The sequence below is a fragment of the Actinophytocola sp. genome, from assembly GCF_035762905.1.
GTDB lineage: Bacteria > Actinomycetota > Actinomycetes > Mycobacteriales > Pseudonocardiaceae > DASYTH01.
This window is the reverse complement of record NZ_DASUCC010000036.1, coordinates 1-23,425: the sequence shown is the minus strand read 5'-3', so window position 1 is coordinate 23,425 and position 23,425 is coordinate 1. Positions and strand designations below refer to the sequence as shown.

Annotated in this window: 22 protein-coding genes; 12 read left to right on the top strand and 10 right to left on the bottom strand. The window is 70.9% G+C overall.

The annotated features are described in order from the left end of the window. Window positions 1–882: 882 nt before the first annotated feature. The 3 genes from VFV67_RS06715 to VFV67_RS06705 are packed head-to-tail and all read left to right on the top strand — an operon-like array spanning window position 883 to window position 4,361. Window positions 883–1,683, top strand: a complete 801-nt coding sequence (locus VFV67_RS06715; RefSeq protein WP_326468066.1) for a hypothetical protein — start codon at window positions 883–885, stop codon at window positions 1,681–1,683. A 10-nt stretch (window positions 1,684–1,693) separates the two neighbouring features. Continuing rightward, window positions 1,694–3,613 carry a fumarate reductase/succinate dehydrogenase flavoprotein subunit gene (locus VFV67_RS06710; protein WP_326468065.1) on the top strand — a complete coding sequence of 640 codons (1,920 nt, stop codon included), beginning with the start codon at window positions 1,694–1,696 and terminating at the stop codon, window positions 3,611–3,613. A 1-nt stretch (window position 3,614) separates the two neighbouring features. Continuing rightward, the gene (locus VFV67_RS06705) at window positions 3,615–4,361 is read left to right on the top strand and encodes a succinate dehydrogenase/fumarate reductase iron-sulfur subunit (protein WP_326468064.1); all 747 of its coding nucleotides are present in this window, start codon (window positions 3,615–3,617) and stop codon (window positions 4,359–4,361) included. Here the strand turns inward: VFV67_RS06705 and VFV67_RS06700 are convergent, their stop codons facing one another. After that, window positions 4,362–4,688, bottom strand: coding sequence for a DNA glycosylase AlkZ-like family protein (locus VFV67_RS06700; RefSeq protein ID WP_326468062.1), 327 nt, complete (start codon window positions 4,686–4,688; stop codon window positions 4,362–4,364). Window positions 4,689–4,708: 20 nt separating this feature from the next. Here VFV67_RS06700 and VFV67_RS06695 point away from each other — a divergent pair, with 20 nt between their 5' ends. Then, a complete protein-coding gene (locus tag VFV67_RS06695) occupies window positions 4,709–4,816 on the top strand; it encodes a CGNR zinc finger domain-containing protein (RefSeq protein ID WP_326468071.1) in 108 nt (35 codons plus the stop codon). 5 nt (window positions 4,817–4,821) lie between these two features. Here VFV67_RS06695 and VFV67_RS06690 read toward each other — a convergent pair whose 3' ends face one another. The 5 genes from VFV67_RS06690 to VFV67_RS06670 form a co-directional block, all read right to left on the bottom strand. After that, window positions 4,822–5,235 carry a hypothetical protein gene (locus VFV67_RS06690; protein WP_326468060.1) on the bottom strand — a complete coding sequence of 138 codons (414 nt, stop codon included), beginning with the start codon at window positions 5,233–5,235 and terminating at the stop codon, window positions 4,822–4,824. A gap of 119 nt (window positions 5,236–5,354) precedes the next feature. Then, window positions 5,355–6,245: an amino acid ABC transporter permease gene (locus VFV67_RS06685; RefSeq protein ID WP_326468058.1), complete on the bottom strand. Its 891-nt coding sequence runs from the start codon at window positions 6,243–6,245 to the stop codon at window positions 5,355–5,357. A 67-nt stretch (window positions 6,246–6,312) separates the two neighbouring features. After that, window positions 6,313–6,963 (bottom strand): amino acid ABC transporter permease, encoded by a 651-nt coding sequence (locus tag VFV67_RS06680; protein WP_326468056.1) that lies wholly within the window; start codon window positions 6,961–6,963, stop codon window positions 6,313–6,315. Between the two features lie 76 nt (window positions 6,964–7,039). After that, window positions 7,040–7,921 (bottom strand): glutamate ABC transporter substrate-binding protein, encoded by an 882-nt coding sequence (locus tag VFV67_RS06675; RefSeq protein ID WP_326468055.1) that lies wholly within the window; start codon window positions 7,919–7,921, stop codon window positions 7,040–7,042. 52 nt (window positions 7,922–7,973) lie between these two features. Then, window positions 7,974–8,702, bottom strand: a complete 729-nt coding sequence (locus tag VFV67_RS06670) for an amino acid ABC transporter ATP-binding protein (RefSeq protein ID WP_326468070.1) — start codon at window positions 8,700–8,702, stop codon at window positions 7,974–7,976. A 183-nt stretch (window positions 8,703–8,885) separates the two neighbouring features. Between VFV67_RS06670 and miaB the strand changes: the two genes are divergently transcribed. Together miaB and VFV67_RS06660 are read left to right on the top strand one after the other, a co-directional pair. Beyond that, complete coding sequence (gene miaB, locus VFV67_RS06665) at window positions 8,886–10,325, top strand: tRNA (N6-isopentenyl adenosine(37)-C2)-methylthiotransferase MiaB (RefSeq protein WP_326468054.1); 1,440 nt, start codon at window positions 8,886–8,888, stop codon at window positions 10,323–10,325. A 67-nt stretch (window positions 10,326–10,392) separates the two neighbouring features. Continuing rightward, window positions 10,393–10,866 carry a hypothetical protein gene (locus VFV67_RS06660; protein WP_326468053.1) on the top strand — a complete coding sequence of 158 codons (474 nt, stop codon included), beginning with the start codon at window positions 10,393–10,395 and terminating at the stop codon, window positions 10,864–10,866. 66 nt (window positions 10,867–10,932) lie between these two features. On the opposite strand, the gene VFV67_RS06655 is transcribed toward VFV67_RS06660, so the two are convergent. Then, window positions 10,933–12,462: a DUF349 domain-containing protein gene (locus VFV67_RS06655; protein WP_326468051.1), complete on the bottom strand. Its 1,530-nt coding sequence runs from the start codon at window positions 12,460–12,462 to the stop codon at window positions 10,933–10,935. 235 nt (window positions 12,463–12,697) lie between these two features. Here VFV67_RS06655 and VFV67_RS06650 point away from each other — a divergent pair, with 235 nt between their 5' ends. Genes VFV67_RS06650 through dapF form a run of 3 tightly spaced genes read left to right on the top strand, consistent with a single transcriptional unit; the run spans window position 12,698 to window position 15,237 of the window. Beyond that, on the top strand, window positions 12,698–13,429 hold the full coding sequence (locus VFV67_RS06650) for a hypothetical protein (protein WP_326468049.1): 732 nt from the start codon (window positions 12,698–12,700) through the stop codon (window positions 13,427–13,429). Beyond that, window positions 13,426–14,325 (top strand): tRNA (adenosine(37)-N6)-dimethylallyltransferase MiaA, encoded by a 900-nt coding sequence (gene miaA / locus VFV67_RS06645; protein ID WP_326468048.1) that lies wholly within the window; start codon window positions 13,426–13,428, stop codon window positions 14,323–14,325. The genes VFV67_RS06650 and miaA overlap by 4 nt, the downstream gene beginning before the upstream one ends. A gap of 9 nt (window positions 14,326–14,334) precedes the next feature. Next, entirely contained in the window at window positions 14,335–15,237 is a 903-nt protein-coding gene (dapF, locus tag VFV67_RS06640) for a diaminopimelate epimerase (RefSeq protein WP_326468047.1), read from the top strand. Here the strand turns inward: dapF and VFV67_RS06635 are convergent. Together VFV67_RS06635 and VFV67_RS06630 are read right to left on the bottom strand one after the other, a co-directional pair. Further along, window positions 15,142–16,005, bottom strand: coding sequence for an SWIM zinc finger family protein (locus VFV67_RS06635; protein ID WP_326468046.1), 864 nt, complete (start codon window positions 16,003–16,005; stop codon window positions 15,142–15,144). The two genes, dapF and VFV67_RS06635, sit on opposite strands and share 96 nt — an antisense overlap. A 4-nt stretch (window positions 16,006–16,009) precedes the next feature. Then, the gene (locus VFV67_RS06630) at window positions 16,010–18,883 is read right to left on the bottom strand and encodes a DEAD/DEAH box helicase (protein WP_326468045.1); all 2,874 of its coding nucleotides are present in this window, start codon (window positions 18,881–18,883) and stop codon (window positions 16,010–16,012) included. A gap of 121 nt (window positions 18,884–19,004) precedes the next feature. Here VFV67_RS06630 and hflX point away from each other — a divergent pair, with 121 nt between their 5' ends. Next, on the top strand, window positions 19,005–20,429 hold the full coding sequence (hflX, locus tag VFV67_RS06625) for a GTPase HflX (protein WP_326468044.1): 1,425 nt from the start codon (window positions 19,005–19,007) through the stop codon (window positions 20,427–20,429). Window positions 20,430–20,461: 32 nt separating this feature from the next. After that, window positions 20,462–21,502, top strand: a complete 1,041-nt coding sequence (locus VFV67_RS06620; RefSeq protein ID WP_326468042.1) for an LPXTG cell wall anchor domain-containing protein — start codon at window positions 20,462–20,464, stop codon at window positions 21,500–21,502. Here the strand turns inward: VFV67_RS06620 and lexA are convergent. Further along, window positions 21,499–22,179 carry a transcriptional repressor LexA gene (gene lexA / locus VFV67_RS06615; protein WP_326468068.1) on the bottom strand — a complete coding sequence of 227 codons (681 nt, stop codon included), beginning with the start codon at window positions 22,177–22,179 and terminating at the stop codon, window positions 21,499–21,501. The two genes, VFV67_RS06620 and lexA, sit on opposite strands and share 4 nt — an antisense overlap. Before the next feature lie 362 nt (window positions 22,180–22,541). Between lexA and VFV67_RS06610 the strand changes: the two genes are divergently transcribed. Beyond that, on the top strand, window positions 22,542–22,862 hold the full coding sequence (locus VFV67_RS06610) for a LysM peptidoglycan-binding domain-containing protein (protein WP_326468040.1): 321 nt from the start codon (window positions 22,542–22,544) through the stop codon (window positions 22,860–22,862). Window positions 22,863–23,425 lie beyond the last annotated feature (563 nt).

Sequence of the window (23,425 nt, the reverse complement as noted above, 5' to 3'; positions counted from 1 at the left end):
CCCCACCCTCCGCCCCGCCCCTGCACAGGTCGCGTTCCCCCAACCCGCGACTTCCACCGCCAGCCACCGAGCCGCCGCTGGCTCGCGAGGGCCTGCCCGAGGTTCGGTGAGTGCTCGCCTCCAGCACCCGAGTCACCGTCGGGATCCATCGAGTCGCCGGCTCCCGGGCCCCGAGTTCCGGACCGGTGCCGGTGGCCCCCACTGCAGTACCCGTGGTGCCGCCGGGGTCCATTGCGAGGCGACCGTGGCACTCGTGTTCTCGGCCGGTGCCGGTGCCGGTGCCGGTGCCGGTGCCGGTGAGCCCGTGACCCGCCAGCTGCAGCATCTGAGTTGCGGCTTCGAGCAGGTGAGTAGCCGGCCCCGGGTACCCGAGTCGCCAGCCTGGGCACCCCGAGTTCTCGGCCGGAGCACCGGGGACTCGAGGGGCTGGAACCGGCGGCTCGGTAACTGGAGTCGGCAACTCGACGGCTCGGAATCGGCGGTTCGCTTGCTGGAATTGGCGGTTCGGTTGCTGGGGATGAGGACTCGGTGGCTCGAATCGGCGACTCGCTGGCTGGAGGCGGCAAGTCAATGGCTGGGCGTGGGGACTCGCCGAGCCGGGGGTGGGGCTCGCCGAGCCGGGGTGAGGGCGAGTCGGGTGGGGTGGGGGCGGGGAACGGGGAGCAAGGCCGACCCCGGATCATGAGTACGCGCCGCATGGTTGTCACGACACGCCCACCCCTATAGGGCGACGATCACACCACGAATAGGGCACTTACGGGGGGCATCTCGGCGTGTGGTACTTGTCCTAGCGGTACCGGAAGGGCACAGTCGGCGGCGGTTACCAAAGGTTACGGTGTTGAATCAGCACGTTGCAGGCCTGAGCTGGAATACGAGGACACGATGACCGCAGGCGTCAACGCCCATGGCCGCGCGCGCATCGCCGCGCGCACCCTCCGCACCGACTCGTGGTGGCGAGCGCCGCTGACGACCGGAGCGGTCCTGGCGTTCTTCATCATCTACGCCACGGTGCGGATCTTCATGAACGAGTACTACTGGGTCGACCAGTACCACTACCTGACGCCGGTGTACTCACCGTGCATCAGCGACTCGTGCGTGCCCGGCTCCAGCCATTTCGGCACCCCGCTGCCGGAGATGCCGGTATTCATCCCGATCGCCGTGCTCACGTTCGTGATTCTGGCCGGCTTCCGGGGCACCTGCTACTACTACCGCAAGGCCGGCTATCGCTCGTTCTTCCTCGCCCCGGCCGCCTGCGCGGTGCCCGAACCGCACGGCAAGTACACCGGCGAGAGCCGCTTCCCCCTGGTGCTGCTGAACCTGCACCGGTACTTCTTCTACGGCGCGGTGCTCTTCGGACTGATCAACGTCTACGACGCGATCCTGGCCTTCACCGGCCCGGACGGCGGCTTCGGCTTCGGCCTCGGCACCGTGATCATCTGGATCAACCTGGTGATGCTGTGGGGTTACACGCTGTCCTGCCACGCCTGCCGGCACATCGTCGGTGGCAAGCTCAAGCACTTCTCCAAGCACCCGATGCGGTACCGCTACTGGGTGTTCGTGTCCAAGCTGAACGGCCGGCACGGCCAGTTCGCGATGATCTCGCTGTTCACCGTGATCCTCACCGACGCGTACATCATGGCGGTGTCCGCCGGGTGGATCTCCGATCTGCGCTTCGTCAACTAAGAAGGAACCCATGATTGAGGTTGAGCGGCACGCCTACGACGTCGTGGTGATCGGTGCCGGCGGCGCCGGTCTCCGCGCGGTGATCGAGGCGCGCCAGCGCGGGCACAGCGTCGCCGTGGTGTGCAAGTCGCTGTTCGGCAAGGCGCACACGGTGATGGCCGAGGGCGGCTGCGCGGCCGCGATGGGCAACGCCAACGCCAACGACAACTGGCAGGTGCACTTCCGCGACACCATGCGCGGCGGCAAGTTCCTGAACAACTGGCGGATGGCCGAGTTGCACGCGAAGGAGGCGCCGGAGCGGGTCTGGGAGCTGGAGACCTACGGCGCACTGTTCGACCGCACCAAGGACGGCCGGATCAGCCAGCGCAACTTCGGCGGCCACACCTATCCTCGGTTGGCCCACGTCGGCGACCGGACCGGTCTCGAGCTGATCCGGACCATGCAGCAGAAGATCGTGTCCTTGCAGCAGGAGGACTTCAAGGAGCACGGCGACTACGAGGCGAAGATCAAGGTGTTCGCCGAGTGCACGATCACCGAGCTGCTCAAAGACGGGGACGCGATCTCCGGCGCATTCGGCTACTGGCGCGAGACCGGCCGGTTCATCCTGTTCGAGGCTCCGGCCGTGGTGCTGGCCACCGGCGGCATCGGCAAGTCGTTCAAGGTGACCTCGAACTCGTGGGAGTACACCGGAGACGGCCACGCGCTGGCCCTGCGCGCAGGCGCGACGCTGATCAACATGGAGTTCGTGCAGTTCCACCCGACCGGTATGGTCTGGCCGCCGAGCGTGAAGGGCATCCTGGTCACCGAGGGTGTGCGCGGCGACGGGGGAGTGCTGAAGAACTCCGACGACAAGCGGTTCATGTTCGAGTACATCCCGCAGGTCTTCAAGGGCCAGTACGCCGAGGCGCCGGACGAGGCCGACCGTTGGTACACCGACCCGGACAACAACCGGCGCACCCCGGACCTGCTGCCCCGCGACGAGGTGGCCAGGGCGATCAACTCAGAGGTCAAGGCCGACCGGGGTTCGCCGCACGGCGGGGTGTTCCTGGACATCGCCAGCCGGCTGCCGGCGGAGGAGATCAAGCGCCGACTCCCGTCGATGTACCACCAGTTCAAGGAGTTGGCCGACGTCGACATCACCAAGGAGCCGATGGAGGTCGGGCCGACCTGTCACTACGTGATGGGCGGGGTCGAGGTGGACCCGGACACCGGATCCTCCGTGGTGGCCGGACTCTTCGCGGCCGGTGAGTGCTCCGGCGGCATGCACGGTTCCAACCGGCTGGGCGGAAACTCGCTGTCCGACCTGATCGTGTTCGGCCGCCGGGCCGGGCTGGGCGCGGCGTCCTATGTGGAATCGCTGGAGTCCCGGCCGAAGATCAATGAGTCCGATGTGGACGCCGCGGCGCGACTGGCGGTGGCGCCGTTCGACCCGCCGGTGAACGGAACGCAGGCGGAGAACCCGTACACGCTGCACAGCGAGCTGCAGCAGTCGATGAACGACCTGGTGGGCATCATCCGCAAGGCCGAGGAGATCGAGCAGGCGCTGGACAAGCTGGCCGAGCTCAAGCGGCGGATGCGCAACGTGCTGGTGGAGGGCCACCGGCAGTTCAACCCGGGCTGGCACCTGGCCATCGACATGCGCAACATGTTGATGGTGAGCGAGTGCGTGGCCAAGGCGGCGCTGGCCCGCCAGGAAAGTCGCGGCGGGCACACCCGGGACGACTACCCGGAGATGGATGCCGGCTGGCGCAACAAGCTGCTGGTCTGCCGGACGGCCGGCGACGACCCGGTGGTCCCGGGCGTCACAATCACCGAGGAGCCGCAGCAGCCGATGCGGCCCGATCTGCTCGAGCTGTTCGAGCGGTCCGAACTGGAGAAGTACTACACCGATTCGGAGCTGGCCTCCTACCCGCGAGAGAAGAAGAGCTGAGATGGGTTACAAGGCGGAGTTCCGGGTGTGGCGCGGCGACGCCGACTCCGGAGAACTGCACGACTTCACCGTCGAGGTCAACGAGGGCGAGGTCGTGCTGGACATCATCCACCGGCTGCAGGCCACCCAGGCGCCCGATCTCGCGGTGCGCTGGAACTGCAAGGCGGGCAAGTGCGGCTCGTGCTCGGCGGAGATCAACGGCATGCCGCGGCTGCTGTGCATGACCCGGATGTCGATCTTCGACGAGAACGAGGTCATCACCGTCACGCCGATTCGGACCTTCCCGGTGATCCGCGACCTGGTGACCGACGTGTCGTTCAACTACCAGAAGGCGCGGGAGATCCCGTCGTTCACGCCGCCGCCGGACCTCAAGCCGGGCGAGTACCGGATGCAGCAGGTGGATGTCGAGCGCTCGCAGGAGTTCCGCAAGTGCATCGAGTGCTTCCTGTGCCAGAACACCTGCCACGTGATCCGGGACCACGAGGAGAACAAGGAGGCCTTCGCCGGGCCGCGCTACCTGATGCGGATCGCCGAGCTGGACATGCATCCGCTGGACACCGCCGACCGGGTGCCGGACGCGCAGGCGGAGCACGGGCTGGGTTACTGCAACATCACCAAGTGCTGCACCGAGGTCTGCCCGGAACACATCAAGATCACCGACAACGCCCTGATTCCGATGAAGGAGCGGGTCGCGGACAAGCGCTACGACCCGATCATCTGGCTGGGCAACAAGCTGTTCCGCCGCTGATCAGGACGCCAGACCGATCCCGTCGATCTCGGCGGCGAGCGCCCGCGCCGGGATGTCCTCGAACGGCTCGACCCGGACCCGGCCGTGCTCGGCGGTCCACACCCCGGCGATCCGCCCGCCGGAGAGCACGACCGGGGAGATCCAGCCGGCGGTGCGGCCGACCCGCGCCCGGTGCTCGGCCGGGATCAGCGCCCGGTTGACCGCGATCACGTACTGGAACGCGGGCAGCAGCCGGACCAGCCGGTTCGGTTCGGTGGCCCGCAGCTCGTCGAGATCGGCGTTGCGAGCGTAGGCACGGAAGCCACCGACGTCGACCTCGGCCCGCACGACCGGCGAACCAGTCGGCGATCGCCCGGGACGCCGTCGAGCAGTCCCGACCCGGACACCGGCGCTGGTGCTCCATGGAGCGCTGCGGCAACCGCGCCGAACAGCGCACCCGGTACGCCCGGGGCTGAACCGATCAGTCGGGGTCGACGTCCACCCAGGTCACCCGGCGGGCGGCGCGGTCCATCCAGTGGCCGATCGCCGCCAGCGCGCCGCCGACCAGGATCAGGATGAATCCGCCGGAGCCGAGCGGAACGCCGGTCACCCGGGTGCCGAACGGGTCGTCCGGCAGGATTCCGTCGCCGAACGAGCTGACCAGTGCCAGCAGCAGCCACAGCCAACCGGCGATGCCGGCGAACAGCAGCACCAGGCCGATCACCCGGATGGCCCGGCCGGCGGCACCCGGCGGCGCCGGGGTGGGCAGATCCTCGCCCGGTTCGGTCAGCTTGCGGTCGTAGTAGTTGCGGCCGGCGTAGCGGCCGCCGGTTCTCAGGTCGGACCGCTGCCAGGAGTTGTCGTCAGAACGGCGTCGGATGTCACTATCAGTCATGAGGGCGCCTCTCATGCGTCACCCCGATGGGCCAACGTATCGGGGTATCGCCCATAGACCGGTTACTGTAACGGGTCAACGGCGATATGACGCCCCCAAAATGTGGACAACGCAGGTTGTCATGCGCCGACCCCGGCCCCCGCTCCGGTCACCGTGGTCGCGGCCATCGGCTGTGCCTCCGGTACGGCCGCCTTCCGGCCGCGGCTCAGCCGGCGCTCGACGAAGATCGCCAGGCGGCTCAGCGCGTAGTTGATCAGGATGAAGATGACCGCGACGATCAGGTAGGTCTGGATCGGGTTCTGCAGGTTCTGCACGATGAATCCGGCGGTCCGGACCAGCTCCGGGTAGGAGATGATGAACCCGAGCGAGGTGTCCTTCAGCACCACCACCAGCTGGCTGATCAGCGCCGGCAGCATGATCCGGAACGCCTGCGGCAGCAGGATCAGGTACAGCACCTGCCAGCGGGTCATGCCCAGCGACTCGCCCGCCTCGCGCTGTCCGGCCGGCAGCGAGTTGATCCCCGCCCGGACGATCTCGGCGATGATCACCGAGTTGTACGCGGTGAGGCCGATCACCAGGAACCACAGCGGTTCCAGGTCCACCCCGGCCTCGGGCAGCACCCGGGCGGCGAAGAAGATCGCGATGACCACGGGAATGCCGCGCAGGAACTCGATCACGCCGACCACCGCCCAGCGGTACCAGCGCGCCGCGGTCACCCGGGTGACCGCAAGCAGGGTTCCGATGATCAGCGAGAACAGCATGGCCCAGGCCGCCGCGATCAGGGTGTTGCCGAGCGCCTCGAACATCAGGTCCCACACCAGCGGGAACCGCTCGTCGGAGGGGTCGATCAGCGGCGCCCACTTCTCCTGCTCGAACTGGCCCTGCTCCTCCAGCTGGACGGTGACCAGCGCCAGCACCGCGATGGCGCCGATCACGGCGATGATGCTGCCCACCGCGACCCGGCGCTTGGCCCGCGGGCCCAGCGCGTCGTAGAGGACCGAGGCGCTCATCGAACCGTCACCTCGCAAGCTCGGTGCTGCCGCGGTGCGGTGCTGATCGATTCGCTCGCAAGCTCGCTCATCGGGCGATCGCCACCTTCCGCTCCAGCACGCCGAGCAGCAGCCCGGCGGGAATCGTGATCGCGAGGTAGCCGAGCGCCACACCGGTCAGCACCGGTAGCGCCGCCTCGCCGCGGGCCGAGGTGAGCACCTCACCGACGTCGAACAGGTCACCGCCGACGCCGAACGCACCGGCGATCGCCGAGTTCTTGATCATCGCGATGATCACGCTGCCCAGCGGCGGCACCACGGTGCGCAGCGCCTGCGGCAGGATGATCAGCGACAGCGACTGGCCGAACGTCAGCCCCACCGCGCGGGCGGCCTCGGCCTGGCCGGCCGGTACCGCGTTGATGCCGCTGCGCACCGCCTCGCACACGAACGCCGAGGTGTAGAGCACCAGCCCGAGCACGCCGAACACGAAGTACGCGCCGTTGATCCCGATCTCCGGCAGCCCGAACGCGCAGAAGAACAGCACCACGGTCAGCGGGCAGTTGCGGAAGACGTTGACCCACGAGGTGCCGAACCAGCGCAGCGGCGGTATCGGGGAGACGCGGCAAGCCGCGATCAGCGTGCCCAGAATCAGCGAACCGACCATGGCGAACACGCAGATCCGCAGCGTGGTCAGGAACCCGTTCCAGTACAGGCCGATGTTGTCGATGATGACGCCCACATAGCCTCCGAACCCGGTGAACGCCGGGGCGCCCGCGCACAGGTGTGGCGGGCGCCCCGAAGGTGGGTGGATTGGATCAGCTGCAGGTGGCCAGGGTCGGCAGCTTCGGCGTGTCCGGCGCGACCTTGCCGGCGGTGTCCTTCCAGGCCTTCTCGTAGCCGCCGTTGCCGGAGGCCTCCTCGAGGGTCTCGTGGATGAACTCGCAGAACTTGGTGTCGCCCTTCGTCACGCCGATGCCGTACGGCTCCTTGGTGAACGGCTTGCCGACCAGCTTGAACTCGCCCTTACTGGCGTCGACCAGGCCGAGCAGGATCACGTTGTCGGTGGTGACGACGTCGACCTGGCCGGTGCGCAGCGCGTCCGCGCACTTGGAGTACACGTCGAACAGCACCAGGTTGGCCGGGTCGATGTACTTCTTGATGTTCTCCGACGGGGTCGAGCCGGTCACCGAGCACACCTTGGCGTTGGCGCTCTTGAGCGAGTCGGGCCCGGTGATCGCGGAGTTGTCCTTCTTCACCATCAGGTCCTGGCCGGCCTCGTAGTACGGCCCGGCGAACGAGATGCGCTGCTTGCGCGCGTCGTTGATGGTGTAGGTGGCCACCACGAAGTCCACCTTGCCCTGCTCGATGACCTCCTCGCGGACCTTGGACGGGGTCTCCACCCATTCGATCTTGTCGGCGGAGATGCCCAGCTTGGCCGCGATGATCTTCGCGATCTCCACGTCGAAACCGACCGGCTTGCCGTCCAGCCCCTTCAGGCCGAACAGCGGCTGGTCGAACTTGGTGCCGATCTTGACGGCGCCCGCCTTGTTCAGTTTCTCCATGGTGGTGCCCGCCTCGAACGACGCGGCCTCGTTGGCCGGCGGGTTCGTGCTGTCTCCGCCGTCCGAGCCGCCGCAGGCGGCCAGAGGGAGAACCAGAGCGGTTACGGCGCCAACCATGAGGCCCCGGAGTCGCATTGTGTGAGCTCCTTCGTCTCGTCGGCCGCGCACGGCCGATCTCTCCATCGAATCAGTGGGTCAAGATCTTGCCGAGGAAGTCCTTCGCCCGGTTGGACTTCGGCGCCGTGAAGAACTCGTTGGGCGTGGTGTCCTCGACGATCTCGCCGTCGGACATGAACACCACGCGCTGCGCGGCATTGCGCGCGAACCCCATCTCGTGCGTGACCACCAGCATGGTCATGCCGTCCTTGGCGAGGCTGACCATCACGTCCAGCACCTCTTTGATCATCTCCGGGTCCAGCGCCGAGGTGGGCTCGTCGAACAGCATCACCTTGGGTCGCATGGCCAGCGCGCGGGCGATCGCGGCCCGCTGCTGCTGGCCGCCGGAGAGCTGGGCGGGGTGCTTCTGCGCCTGGTTGGCGATGCCGACCCGGTCCAGCAGCTCCATGGCGTTGCGCCGCGCGTCCGAGGTCGACTCCCTGCGCACCTTCACCGGCGCGAGCAGCACGTTTTCGATGATCGTCTTGTGCGCGAACAGGTTGAACGACTGGAACACCATGCCCACGTCCGCGCGCAGCCGGGCCAGGTCCCGGCCTTCCGCCGGCAGCGGCCGGCCGTCCACCTCGATGGTCCCGGAGTTGATCGGCTCCAGCCGGTTGATCGCCCGGCACAGCGTCGACTTGCCCGACCCGGACGGCCCGATCACGACCACGACCTGGCCGCGCGGCACCTCGAGGTCGATGTCCTTCAGCACATGCAGCGGTCCGAAGAACTTGTTCACCCCGACCATGTTGATCATGGGTGGCACGTCGGTCGCTGCGGTCATCTGGCCTCCATGAGCGCGTCCATCCAGGCGCGACGAGACTAGTCGGGTCGTATTCGCGGAACCTACCCCGCCCCGATGTCTGTTTCGCCCAGGTTGTTCAACACGTAAGGTCTCAACTCAGTCACGGAAACCCGCAGCGTACGCTCGACGACTGAGATGAACGCGCGTACTTACCAGGTCCGCACCTACGGGTGCCAGATGAACGTCCACGACTCCGAGCGGCTGTCCGGGCTGCTCGAGGACGCCGGCTACGTGCCGGTCGAAGCCGGTCGGACACCCGACGTCGTGGTGTTCAACACGTGCGCGGTCCGGGAGAACGCGGACAACCGGCTGTACGGCAACCTTGGCCACCTGCGGCCGGCGAAGACCGCCAACCCCGGGATGCAGATCGCCGTCGGCGGCTGCCTGGCGCAGAAGGACCGGGGCGAGATCGTGCGCCGCGCGCCCTGGGTGGACGTGGTGTTCGGCACGCACAACATCGGGTCGCTGCCGGTGCTGCTCGACCGGGCCCGGCACAACCGGCGGGCCGAGGTGGAGATCCTCGAGGCGCTCGAGGTGTTCCCGTCGACGCTGCCGGCCCGGCGGGACTCCGCGCACTCCGGCTGGGTGTCGATCTCGGTCGGATGCAACAACACCTGCACCTTCTGCATCGTGCCCTCGTTGCGGGGCAAGGAGAAGGACCGCCGGCCGGGGGAGATCCTCGCCGAGGTCGAGGCGTTGGTGGCCGACGGTGTACTCGAGGTGACGCTGCTCGGACAGAACGTGAACTCCTACGGCGTCGAGTTCGGCGACCGGTACGCGTTCGGCAAGCTGCTGCGCGCCTGCGGCGGCATCGACGGGCTGGAGCGGGTCCGGTTCACCTCGCCGCACCCGAAGGACTTCACCGACGACGTGATCGCCGCGATGGCCGAGACGCCCAATGTCTGCCACCAGCTGCACATGCCGCTGCAGTCCGGCTCGGACCGGGTGCTGGCCGCGATGCGCCGGTCCTACCGCTCGGGCCGTTACCTGGGGATCCTGGACAAGGTGCGGGCCGCGATGCCGGCCGCCGCGATCACCACCGACGTCATCGTGGGCTTTCCGGGGGAGACCGAGGAGGACTTCGCCGCGACCCTGGACGTGGTGCGGGCGGCCCGGTTCACCAGCGCGTTCACGTTCCAGTACTCCAAGCGGCCCGGCACGCCGGCTGCCGCACTGGACGGCCAGGTGCCCAAGGAGGTCGTGCAGGAGCGGTTCGACCGGCTGGTCGCGGTGCAGGACGAGGTGGCCTGGGAGCTCAACCGCGAGCTGGTCGGGCGGACCGTCGAGGTGCTGGTCTCCACCGGCGAGGGGCGCAAGGACGCGGACACGAACCGGATGAGCGGGCGGGCCCGGGACGGCCGGCTGGTGCACTTCGTTCCCGGCACCGAGGCGGTGCGGCCCGGGGACGTGGTGGACGTGACGATCACCTACGGCGCACCGCATCACCTGGTCGCCGACGGTCCCATGGTCGGGCACCGCCGCACCCGGGCCGGGGATCACTTCGAGGCCGGGATCCGGCCGCGGACCGCGGGCGTCGGCCTCGGCATGCCGGCGTTCGGGGCACCGGTCCGATGAGCGGGCTTGCGAGCCAATCCATCGGTGCCGCACCGGGACAGCACCGAGCTTGCGAGGTGGTGAACCGTTGAGCGAGAACGAGTCGCCGGAGCTGGCCGGGCTGCGCGAGGAGATCGACGAGGTCGAGCGGACCACGGTGCGCACGGTCGAGCTGGGCATGCGCGGGCTGGTCATCGCGATCGCCGTGTTCGTGCTGCTGGTCGGCGAGATCCTGCCGTGGATGGACGGCGCCAACGGCCTCCAGGTGCTGGTCGGTCAGGGCGGCGCGACCGGCAAGGCCAGCATGGTGCCGCGGTTGTTCGCCGGCGCATCGCTCACTTTCGGCGTCCTCGCCTCCGCGCTCGCACTGATGACCCGCCGGTGGCGGCTGACCTGGGTGTGCGCCCTCGGCGGCTGGTTCGCCACGGTCACCGGCGTGCTCGCGATCTGGTCGCGCCAGTCCGGCGGCGGTCAGGGCCCGGGCATCGGCCTGATCATCGCCGTGGTCGCCACGGTTACCATCGCCGTGCTCTGGTTCCGCACGGCCTGGTCCCGATCCTGATCCCGGCGAGTCCCCGGTCGCGGTACGGCGAGTCCCCGGGTCCGGGCCGAGGAGTTGCCGGTTCGGTCAGCGGCTGGCCACCGCGTTCTCGGCCGCGGCCAGCCATTCCCGCCATTGGGCGGCCTGCGCCTCGGCCTGTTCCGCGCGGCGTTTGTCGCCGGCGGCGCGGGCCTTGGCGGCCTGGGCCTCGAACTGCTCCACCCGCTCGCGGAACTGGGCGGCCCGGGCCTGGGCCTCCGGGTCGGTCCGGCGCCACTGCGCGTCGGCCGCCGAGCGTACCTTCTCCTCGACTGCGCGGAGCTTGCCCTCCAGCTCCCGGATGCGCTCCCGGGGGACCTTGCCGATCTGCTCCCAGCGCTCCTGGATCCGGTGCAGGTGAGCGCGGGCCGCGTCCAGGTCACCGGCCGGGTTGATCTTCTCGGCCTCGGCGAGCAGCTCCTCCTTGCGGCGGGCGTTGTCGGTCAGTTCGGCGTCGCGCTCGTTGAACACCGCCGAGCGCCGGCTGAAGAACTTGTCCTGGGCGGCCCGGAACTGCTGCCAGAGCGCGTCGTCGGCGTCCTTGGGCGCGCGCCCGGCCGCCTTCCACTCGGTCATCAGGTCCTTGTAGCGGCTGGCCGTCGGGCCCCAGTCGTCCGAGTCGGACAGCGACTCGGCCTCCTCGACGAGCGCCTGCTTGCGCTCCTTCGCGGTGGCACGCTGCCGGTCCAGGTCGGCGAAGTGCGAGCCGCGCCGCCGGTTGAACGTGTCCCGCGCCTTGGAGAACCGCTTCCACAGGACGTCGTCGGTCTTGCGGTCGACGCCCTTGATCGTCTTCCACTCGTCGAGGATCGCCCGCAGCCGGTCACCGGCGCTCTTCCACTGGGTGGACTCCTCGGCGATCCGCTCGGCCTCGTCGACCAGCTCCTGCTTACGCGCCACCGCCCGCGCTCTGGCCTCCTCGCGGGCGTGCTTTGCCACCTCGAGCGCCTGCCCGGCCCGGGCCAGCACATAGTCGACCCGAGCGTCCAATGCGGCCAGATCGCCGACCACCGCCGCGTCGGCCAGGCTCTCCTTGACGTGCTTGGCGCTGCTCACGGTGTGCTTGGGATCGCCCGACCCGGACACCAGCCGGGCCTCGAGCAGCTCGACCTCGGTGCGGATGTCGTCGAACCGGCGGGCAAAATGTGCGAGACCCTCCTCCGGGGTGCCGGCCTGCCAGGAGCCGACCGCCCGCTCCCCGTCCGCGATGCGCACGAAGACGGTGCCGTCGTCGGCTACCCGGCCCCAGCGTTCCGGATGCAGTGACGCCTCGGCTACCGGCGGTGGTGCCTTGAGTTCGACCGGTTCGGCGGCCGGTGCGACGACCGGTTCGGCGGCCGGCGCAGCGACCGGTTCGCCCGGGGCCGCGACATCCACCGGACCGTGCGCCAGCGCGGCCGGCGTGGCGGCCGGCTCGGCCGGAGTGGCGGCCGGCTCGGCCGGAGTGGTCGCCGGCTCGGCCGGAATCTCGGTGTGCGCGACGCCGTTGGTGTTCTCGGTCTCGGTTGTGGTTTCGGTGCTGTCCGCCGTGATGGCCGCGTTCGGACCGAACTCCCGGCCCGATTCGCTGTCCGTCATGACCCCGCTCCTCCCGCCCATAGCCCGCTTCGTCTTGCGAGCGCCCCGCTGCGCGGGGCCAAACCGCGGCTTCTGGAAACTGTTGGTCCCCCGCGCGCATTCAAACAGGTTGTGACGCGACTGGGTACTCCAAAGGCCGCAAACACCCCTGATGGTCGCGCCCTGTCACCCAACGAGCCCGTAGCGTCAACGTAGTTGACTGCTCACAATCGGCCACTCGGTACATTCGACGCTCATGATCGCCCGTGTCGCGGTGGTGCCGCAGCCCCCGTTGCTGGTACCCGAACTCGTTGCCGGCGTGGATCCGGACGCCGCGCGGGTGCGCGCGGAGTGTCTGGCCGCGGTCACCCGGCTCGCCGACGCCGCCCGGCGCTGGGTCGCCGTCGCGGTCGATCCGGCGGTCGTGGACGGACCCACTGTGGTCGGTCCACACGCGGCGGGCACGTTCCGCGGCTACGGCGTCGACGTCCGGGTCCGGCTCGCGGCGCGGGCGGCGGCGGATCCCGACCCGGCGCTGCCGCTGCCGGCGCTGATCGCCGGGTGGCTGCGCGGGGCGGCCGGCGCGGACGAGGTTCGCGTGTGGATGGTCCGGCCGGACCTGCCCGCCGCCGACTGCCGCGGGCTGGGCGAGCGGCTGGTCGCCGGGCTGGACACCGATGAGCCGGTCGGGTTGCTGGTCATCGGGGACGGGTCGCACCGGCACGGGGACCGGGCGGTCGGCCGGCCGGACGAGCGGGCCTCCGGGTTCGACGAGCGGGTGAGCCGGGCGCTGGCCGCGGCCGACCCGGCGGCGCTGCTGGACCTGGACCCGGGGCTGGCCGAAACGCTGGGTGCGGTCGGGCGGGCGGCCTGGCAGATACTGTCCGGTGTGGTGGCCAAGGACGGCCGGATCTGGCAGTGCACGCACAGCCGGCTGATGATCCCGTTCGGCGTGGCCTACCACGTCGCGGTCTGGGATCCCCGGTGAGACCGGTCGCGATCGTCGGCCCCACCGCCACCGGGAAGTCCGCGCTGGCCGTCGAACTGGCCGAGCGGCTGGGCGGCGAGGTGATCAACGCCGACGCCATGCAGCTCTACCTGGGCATGGACATCGGCACCGCCAAGATCACCGTGGCCGAGCGCCGCGGCGTGCCGCATCATCTGCTGGACGTGCTGGACGTGCGGCAGAGCGCGACGGTGGCCGCCTACCAGCGCGACGCCCGGGCGACGATCGAGGCGCTGCTGGCCCGGGCCCGGGTGCCGGTGCTGGTCGGCGGCTCCGGGCTCTACCTGCAGGCGGTGCTGGACGAGCTGGACTTCCCGGGCACCGATCCCGGGCTGCGCACCCGGCTGGAAGCCGAGCTGACCACGGTCGGCGCCGAGGCCCTGCATGCCCGACTGGCCGAGCGCGACCCGGCGGCCGCCCTGGCCATCCTGCCCAGCAACGGCCGCCGGATCGTGCGGGCGCTGGAGGTCATCGAGCTGACCGGCCGGCCGTACTCGGCCACCCTGCCGCGTCCGGGCCCGGCCCGCTACGACACCGTCCTGCTCGGCATCGATGTGGAGTCAACAGAGCTGGACGCACGGGTGGACGCCCGGGTCGAGCGGATGTTCGGCACCGGGTTGGTGGACGAGGTCCGCGAGTTGGAGCGCCGGGGCCTGCGCGAGGGCCGCACCGCCGCCCGCGCGCTGGGCTACCAGCAGGTGCTGGCCGCGTTCGACGGCGAGTACGACCTGGCCGCGGCGGCCGAACGGACCGCACGGGCCACCCGCCGGTTCGTCCGCCGGCAACGCTCCTGGTTCCGCCGCGACCAGCGGATCACCTGGCTGGACGGCACCCGCCCGGACCTGGCCGGCGCGGCCGAGCGGCTGGCCCGACCGTAGGCTGGCGGGGTGGGCATACCGTTCCTGAAGGGGCACGGCACGGAGAACGACTTCATCGTGCTCCCCGACCCCGACGCGACCCTCGACCTGACCCCGGCCCGGGTCCGGGCGCTGTGCGACCGCGCCCGCGGGCTCGGTGCCGACGGGGTGCTTCGGGTGGTCCCGGCCAAGGCGGTCGAGGACGCACCGTCCGATGTGGACGACGATGTCTGGTTCATGGACTACCGCAACGCCGACGGCTCGGTCGCCGAGATGTGCGGCAACGGGGTTCGGTTGTTCGCCCGGTACCTGGTCGAGTCCGGACTGGAGCGGGGCAGCGGGTTCACCGTCGGCAGCCGGGCCGGCGCCCGCCCGGTGCGGGTGCACCCGGACGGTCAGCTGATCGTCCACATGGGACCCGTCACCGTGCTGGGCCCGTCCCTGGCGTCGGTGTCCGGCAGCGAACATCCCGGCGTGGCGGTGGATGTCGGCAACCCGCACCTGGTGTGCCTGCTCGACGGCGGGCTGGACCGGCTCGACCTGACCGTCCAACCGGGATTCGACCACGCCCTGTTCCCGAACGGGGTCAACGTGGAGTTCGCGGTGCCCGGCGCGGGCGGCGAGGTCCGGATGCGGGTGCACGAGCGCGGCGTCGGCGAGACCCGATCGTGCGGCACCGGCACGGTCGCGGTCGCCGCCGCCGTGCTGCACCTGCGCGGCGAGTCCACCGGCGCGGTCACCGTGCACACCCTCGGTGGGCCGGTCCGGGTCACCGTCGAGGACGGGGACAGCACGCTCACCGGTCCGGCAGTGTTCGTCGCCCGCGGGGAGCTGGACTCAGCCTGGTGGCACGGTCTCGGCACCGCCGGCCATGGCCAGGTAGGCCGGGCGGAGCAGGTCCACGACCGCGACGCCGTCGACCTCGAGCGGTAACGGGTCCCGTTCCAGCAGCACCGCGTCCGGAACCACGATGTCGGCCGGGTGCGGCTGGAGCCGGGTGAGCCGGCCCTGGCAGGCGTAGAAGTCCGACACGCGCTCCGCCACGTCGGCGTGCGGCCCGCGCAGCTCGTCCAGCGGGGACCGGCGCGGCCGGCTCTGGTCGGCCGTGGACAGCAGGCGGAGGTTGGCGAGCAGCGTGGTCCGGTCTCGCCCGCGCCAGGCGAGCACCAGGAACGGGTCGGCGTCGAACGCCTCGGCCAGCAGGTACAGCGCGGCCGCGATGTGCTTGCAGGCCACCGAGTCGTCCGGGCAGCTGCAGGTCATGGCCAGGTCGCCGGGCCGGCGCGGGAACAGCGCGATCTTCAGCCCGGCGAACACCTGCTCCAGGTCCGGTGGCAGCTCACCGGCCAACAGCTTGGCGCCGAAGATGACCTGCTCGGCCAGGGCGCGCTCGACCCGGGTCCACTGCCGGGCGGTGAGCACCGCGAGGCCGATCCGCACCCGGTACGGCCGCGGCCGGGAGCCCTGCACCACCGCGGTGACCGCGCCGGCGCTCACCTCGAGCGAGAGCACCTGGCCGGACCGGGCGTAGGAGCGGCCGCGCGCCAGCCGCCCGCCGAGCTCGAGCGACTCCAGCACGTCCAGGAACCGCCGCGACCACCACGAGTCGCCGATGTCGCCGCGCCGGCTGCGCGCCCGGATCCCGTTCTCCACCCGGATCGGGCCGGACTTCGCGTAGTCGGGGTCGTCCCAGAAGGGCATGGCGTCACTCCGATACCGCGTCGGTGGACAGGGCGATGACCTCGCGCAGCTCCTCGGTGGACAGCTCGGTGAGCCAGTTCTCGCCGGTGCCGACGGTCATCCGGGACAGCGACTTCTTCTGCTCGATCATCTCGTCGATCCGCTCCTCCAGCGTGCCCACCGAGACGAACTTGCGTACCTGCACGTCGCGGCGCTGGCCGATCCGGAACGCCCGGTCGGTCGCCTGGTCCTCCACCGCCGGGTTCCACCACCGGTCGACATGGATGACGTGGTTGGCCGCGGTCAGGTTCAGCCCGGTGCCGCCGGCCTTGAGCGAGAGCAGGAACACCGGCGGACCGCCGTCGGCCTGGAACTCGGCGACCATCGCGTCGCGCCGCCGCTTGGGCGTGCCGCCGTGCAGGAAGCACACCTCCCGGCCGAACCGGACGGCCAGGTGCCGCTCGAGCATGGCGCCGAACTCGGTGAACTGGGTGAAGCACAGCGCCTTCTCGCCGGCGGCCAGTACCTCCTCGAGGATCTCCTCGAGCCGGGCCAGCTTGCCGGACCGGCCGGGCAGCCGGGTGCCGTCCTTGAGCAGGTGCGCCGGGTGGTTGCAGACCTGCTTGAGCTTGGTCATCGTGGCGAGCACCAGGCCGCGGCGCTCGATCCCCTCGCTGCCCTCGATCTTGACCAGCATGTCGTCGACGACCGCCTGATACAGCGAGGCCTGCTCGGCGGTGAGGTTGCACAGCACCTTCATCTCGATCTTGTCCGGCAGGTCGGAGCTGATCGCCGGGTCGGTCTTCAGGCGGCGCAGCAGGAACGGGCCGGTGATCCGGCGCAGCTGTCCGGCCGCCGCCTCGTCGCCGTGCCGCTCGATCGGGACGGCGAACCGCTCGCGGAACTCGGCCAGCGGGCCGAGCAGGCCCGGGTTGACGAAGTCCACAATGGACCACAGCTCGGCGAGCCGGTTCTCCACCGGCGTTCCGGTCAGCGCGATCCGCTGCCCGGCCGGCAGCGCACGCACCGCGGCGCTCTGCTTGGTGGCCGAGTTCTTGATGTTCTGCGCCTCGTCGAGCACCACCCGTCGCCAGCGCACCCGGCCGAGCAGCCCGACGTCCTTCGTGGCCACCGCGTAGGTGGTGATCACCAGGTCGGCGGTGTGCAGCGGCCGCTCGTCCCGGGCCCGGCCCGACCCGTGGTGCACGTGCACGGACAGCTCCGGGGCGAACCGGGCGGCCTCGCGCTGCCAGTTGCCGACCACCGACATCGGGCAGACCAGCAGGTTCGGGCCGGCGCCCCGGTCGTGCAGCAGCAGCGCCAGGGTCTGGACGGTCTTGCCGAGGCCCATGTCGTCGGCGAGCACGCCGCCGAGTCGCAACCCGGAAAGGAACGCCAGCCAGGACAGTCCGCGCACCTGGTAGGGCCGCAGCGTCGCGGCCAGCCCGGCCGGCTCGGCGACCGGCTCCAGCAGGCGGTCCAGCTCACCGGAGAGCAGGTCGCCTACCCAACCGGTGGCGTCCACGCCGACCACCGGCAGGTCGATCGCCGGCGGGGTCAGCCCGGCGCCGATCCGCAGCAGATCGGCCAGGGACAGCTGGCCGCCGGCCGTCCCGTCGACGAACGCCAGCGCCTTGCGCAGCCGGATGTGGTCCACCTCGACCCACTGGCCGCGCATCCGCACCAGCGGCGCCTTCGCCCTGGCCAGTTCCTCCAGCTCGGCCCTGGTCAGCACGTGCTCGCCGAGCGCCACCTGCCACCGGTAGTCGACCAGCGCGTCGAACCCGACCGCGCTGCGGCGCTGCACCACGCCCGGGGTGCCGGGGCTCGACCCGGTCAACTTCAGGCCGACCCCGCCGGCCTGCCAGGTGGCCGGCAGCAGCACGCCGAACCCGGCCTGGGCCAGCAGCGGTGCCGCACCGCGCAGGAACCGGTGCGCCCGCACGGTGTCCAGCACCAGGCCCACCGGCGCGGCCGTGCGCAGCGCGTCGTCCAGCTCCGGCCACAGCCGGCTGGCCCGGCCCAGCTCGGCCAGCAGCGCCTCCCGTGGCCGCTCGACGTGCCGGTCGAACAGCGTGGTGCCGCCCGCCGAACGCCAGATCTCCTCGGTGTCGACCACCAGGCTGGGCTCGGCCACGTCCTGGACCAGGAAGTCCAGCGGCCAGTCCTCGTCGTCCTCGTCCGGCTGCCCGAGCCGGAAGCAGACCCGGATCTCGTCGGAGGCCTCGGTCGCCGAGTCCCGCCAGGCCGCCAGCGCCGCACGCAGCTCGTCCGGCGCGTCCACCGCGGCGTCCGGGCCGGTGAGCCCGGCCAGCCAGGAGCCGGGCGGGCCGAGCCGCATCGCCTCGAGCGCGGACCTGGCCACCCCGTCGGTCAGCGCGGTCAGCGCGTCGAGCAGCACGTCGCCGTCCCGTTCGGCGCGCAGTACCGGGGGAGCGGCCGCGGCCACGGCGCGCAGCCGGTCCCGGTCGGCGGCCGCAGGCGCCGGCATCCACCGCGCCGCCGCCCCGCCGGGCTCGTCCACGATCGCCGGCAGCACCCGCCTGCGGGCCACGAAATCGGCGGCCAACGCGGCCAGCTCGGCCAGGAATCGCACCGAGTCGCCGAGCGGAACGTGTGCCGGACCGTCGCGGTCGTCATATTCCAGGGACAGCCGGCCGCGCAGCACCTCGAGCACCCCCAGCGCCGCGTCCACGTCGAAGGACACCACCGGCACCCGGACCCGCTCGAGCCTTCCGTCCCCGGGCAGCCGCAGGTCCAGCGGCTCGACGATGGCCTTGTGCGCCAGTCCGTCGACCGCCGAGGCGGCCAGCAGCTCCACCAGGGTCTCGGCGGGCTCGCCGTCCTCCGCCCAGAGCGCCAGCCGGTTTCCCGACGACCAGATCGCATGCAGCACCACGCGGCAAACGGTAGTCGGCCGGTCCGACAGGCCCGCGGAATAACTCGGTCGATAGGACCGCTGAATTCGTGGGACCATGGATTTGTCGGGTTTGCGGGACAGGAAGGGACGGGTTCACCAGGTGACAGAGGATCTGTATCGACCGGCTGACCTCTCCCTCGGCGAACTCGAGCTCTCCGACCGGGCGGCACTGCGCCGGGTGGCCGGCCTGTCCACCGAACTGGCCGACATCACCGAGGTCGAGTACCGGCAACTGCGCCTTGAGCAGGTCGTGCTGGTGGGCGTGTGGACCGAGGGCAGCGCGCAGCAGTCCGAGGCGTCGCTGGCCGAGCTGGCCCGGCTCGCCGAGACCGCCGGCTCGCGGGTGCTCGAGGGTCTGATTCAGCGACGGGACCGGCCCGATCCGGCCACCTACGTCGGCCGCGGCAAGGTCGACGAGCTGGCCGGCGTGGTGGCCGCGACCGGCGCGGACACCGTGATCTGTGACGGCGAGCTGTCGCCGAGCCAGCTGCGCCAGCTGGAGTCCCGGCTCAAGGTCAAGGTGATCGACCGGACCGCGTTGATCCTGGACATCTTCGCCCAGCACGCCCGGTCCAAGGAGGGCAAGGCCCAGGTCGAGCTGGCCCAGCTGCAGTACCTGCTGCCCCGGCTGCGTGGTTGGGGTGAGGCGCTGTCCCGGCAGGCCGGTGGCCGGGCCGGCGGCGGCAACGGCGGGGTGGGTCTGCGCGGGCCCGGTGAGACCAAGATCGAGACCGACCGGCGGCGGATCCGGGCGCGGATCTCCAAGCTGCGCCGCGAGATCAGCGGGATGGCCGTGGTCCGGGAGACCAAGCGCGGCCGGCGCACGGCCAACGCGGTGCCGAGCGTGGCGATCGCCGGCTACACCAACGCCGGCAAGTCCAGCCTGCTCAACGCGATGACCGGGGCCGGAGTACTGGTCGAGGACGCGCTGTTCGCCACCCTGGACGCCACCACCCGTAGGTCGACCACGCCGGACGGGCGGGTCTACACGCTCACCGACACCGTCGGGTTCGTCCGGCACCTGCCGCATCAGCTGGTCGAGGCGTTCCGGTCCACGCTGGACGAGGTGGCCGACGCCGACCTGATCGTGCACGTGGTGGACGGTTCGGACGTGATGCCGGAGTGGCAGGTGTCCGCCGTGCGCGAGGTGCTCGGCGACATCCAGAAGCGCCGCGACCTGGCGATGCCGCCCGAGCTGATGGTGGTGAACAAGATCGACGCGGCGAACGAGGTGTCGCTGGCCCGGCTGCGTCACCTGCTGCCCGGCGCGGTGTTCGTCTCGGCGCACACCGGGGCCGGGACCGACGAGCTGCGTGAGCGGGTCGCCGAGCTGTTGCCCCGGCCGGAGCGCGAGGTCGAGGTGCTGGTTCCGTACGCGCGGGGCGAGCTGGTGGCCCGGGTGCACCGGGAGGGCGAGGTGCTCACCGAGCGGCACACCGAGGAGGGCACCCGGCTGCGGGCCAGGGTCAAGCCGGACCTCGCCGGGGTGCTCGCCGACTTCTCCGCGGACGGCACGTCGGCCTGAGTTCCCGCTGCGCTGCGGCTACCGTGGGTGCCGTGCGTGCGTCGGTGGTCGGAGTTCTGCTGGTGGGGCTGCTGGCCGGGTTCGGCGGCGCGACCGCGTCCGCCGACCCGAACCCGCCGGTCGACGCGTGCGTGCTGACCGACAAGCGGGTGGCCGAGCTGTCCGGTCTGGTGGCCGACGGCGAGCGGTGGTACGCGGTGAACGACGGCGGCACCAAGTCGACGGTGTACGTGCTGACCCGGGACTGCGTGGTCGAGCGGCTGATCAGCGGCCCGACCGACCCGTACGACGTCGAGGACCTGGCCAGGGCGCAGGACGGGACGTTCTGGCTGTCCGACACCGGGGACAACGACAAGAAGCGCGAGACGGTGGCGCTGATCGCGCTGACCCCGGCCGGGAAGACCACGTTGTACCGGCTGACCTATCCGGACGGGCCGCACGACACCGAGGCACTGCTGCTGGACCGGGACAACGTGCCGTACCTGATCACCAAGAACCCGTTGGGCAGCGCGGAGATCTACCGCCCGGCGGGCACGCTGGCCAGCCCGGGTCCGACGGCGCTCGAGCGGGTCGGCGCGGTCCGGATGACCGGCACCGACACCCAGGGCGGACCGGTGCCGCCGCTGGTCGGCTCGGTGTTGGTGACCGGCGCCGCGTCGATGCCGGACGGGTCGGCCGTGGCGCTGCGCACCTACACCGACGCGTACCTCTATGCCGTGTCGGACGGCGACCTGCTGGCCGCGCTCGGCAAGGAGCCGGTGCGGGTGCCGCTGCCCAACGAACAGCAGGGTGAGGCGATCGCGTTCGAGCCGGACGGGACGCTGGTGTCGGCGTCGGAGGGGACCGGGCAGCCGATTCGGACCGTGGCCGGCGCGGCCGGGCTGATCGCGCCGTCGCCCGCTCCGGCGCCCGAGCCCGAGACGCCCGCCACGCCGCCGGCCGGGGGCATCGACCTCGGTGCGAGCGACGAGCCGGGTGGCCAGGACGGGCTGCCGACCCTGCCCGCCATCGGGCTCACCGTGGTGATCATCGGCGGCGCACTGCTGTTCCTCCGCCGCCGGCGGACCCGCTAGAGGCGGCGCAGGACCGCGACCACCTTGCCGAGGATGGTGGCGTCGTCCCCGGGGATGGGCTCGTAGGCGGCGTTGTGCGGGAGCAGCCAGACGTGGCCGTCCCGGCGCTTGAAGGTCTTCACCGTCGCTTCGCCCTCGATCATGGCGGCGACGATCTCGCCGTTGTCGGCGGTGGGCTGCTGGCGAACCACGACCCAGTCGCCGTCGGCGATCGCGGCGTCGATCATCGAGTCGCCGGCCACCTTGAGCAGGAACAGCGCGCCGTCGCCGACGAGCTCCTTGGGCAGCGGGAAGACATCCTCGATGGCCTCCTCGGCGAGGATCGGGCCGCCTGCGGCGATCCGGCCGAGGACCGGAACGTAGGCGGGCACCGGGCGGACCGGCTCGGCCTGATCGACCGCGGCGGCGACCAGCTCGGTGGGGTCGGCGTCGGGCGGGAGGACGCCGATCGCCCGCGGCCGGTTCGGGTCGCGGCGCAGGTATCCCTTTTGTTCCAGGGCGCGGAGCTGGTAGGACACCGACGATGTCGAGGTGAGGCCGACCGCCTCACCGATCTCGCGGACGCTGGGTGGGTAGCCGAACCGCTCCACCCAGGCGCGGATCACCTCGAGCACCTCGCGTTGCCGGTCCGGCAGTTCGGCGGCCTCGGCCTGCTCGACGTCGGGGAAGCTGCGCAGGTTTCCCCGCAACGGCTTGCGCTTGGGTATCCCTTTGGGTACTCCGCCAGGTTTGCGTGGCACTGCGCTTTCCTCTCTCGGTCCCCGGGGCTGGTCTGCTGTTTTGACGCTAGCCCTCGGTCGGGACTAGATCAAACACCTGTTCGACGACACGCCGGGCGTTTCTCGATTTTGTCGGTGGCGCGTGGTAGACATTCGCACGAAGGTTCGATCGAACCCGTGTTCGATCGTCGGTCAGGTGTTCGAGCAGGTCGGAGGAGGTTGTCGTGGCTGTTGTGGACGTCTCGGCGAACCGGTCGGTCGCATCCCCCGCGCGCCGCGCCGGAGATCCCACCCGCCCACCAGGGCGCCCGGTGCCCGTCGTGCCCCCGCGTGTCCTCCCCCCGGTTTCCAGCGACCACCGCCGCTCCCCGGTGCCGTTGGCGTCGCTGGTCGCCCTTGCGGTCTGCACCTGCTTCGCGATCGTGGGCCTGGCCATGCTGTCCAACGCCGGCCCCGCCACCGTCCCCGACCGCACCGCCGTCGTGCGCGTCGAACCCGGCGAGTCCCTCCTCGACCTCGCCGAACGCATGGCCCCCTCGGCCGACCGCACCGCCGTCGTCGAACGCATCCGCGAACTCAACGGCCTCCCCAACTCCTCCATCCAGCCAGGCCAACCCTTACGCGTCCCCACCGACCACTAACGCCCCCACCCACTGCCCAGCCTCGGGCACCCACCGGCGCCGGACGCATTCGCTCGCACGAACCCGCCGCCGCGGCCCCGGACCCGCTCCGGCCCGGACAACTCGGATGCCCGGCCCTGGACGCCCATCCACCGCTTGCCCATCCGCCACCCGCCCGCATCAACCGGGCCCGCCCTGCGCCGCACCCGTTCCGGCTACCCGCCCCCGGCACCATGCGCACCTCGAGCACCCCATCCCTCGCGACGCTTCCCCCGCTTGCCGCAACACGCGACTCGGGTGCTGGAACCGCGAACTCGGGTGCTGAACCCGCGGACTCGGGTGCTGAAATCCGGGACTCGCCGGACTGGAGCAAGGGCCAAACGGGCATACATTCAAAGTCACAGGTCAGCCTGTGTCCCGGCGCGTCGCTGTGGCGATCGGTGCGGCTGTCAGGGGTGCCGAGGCGGGTCGATCATGCCATGGGGCGCTGGTGAGGATGGTTGGGCCGGTTGGACCGGGTGATCGTCGGCCGTGGCGCGCCACAGCCCCCGGACACCGGGTCTGTCGGGGGCTGTGGCTCGGAT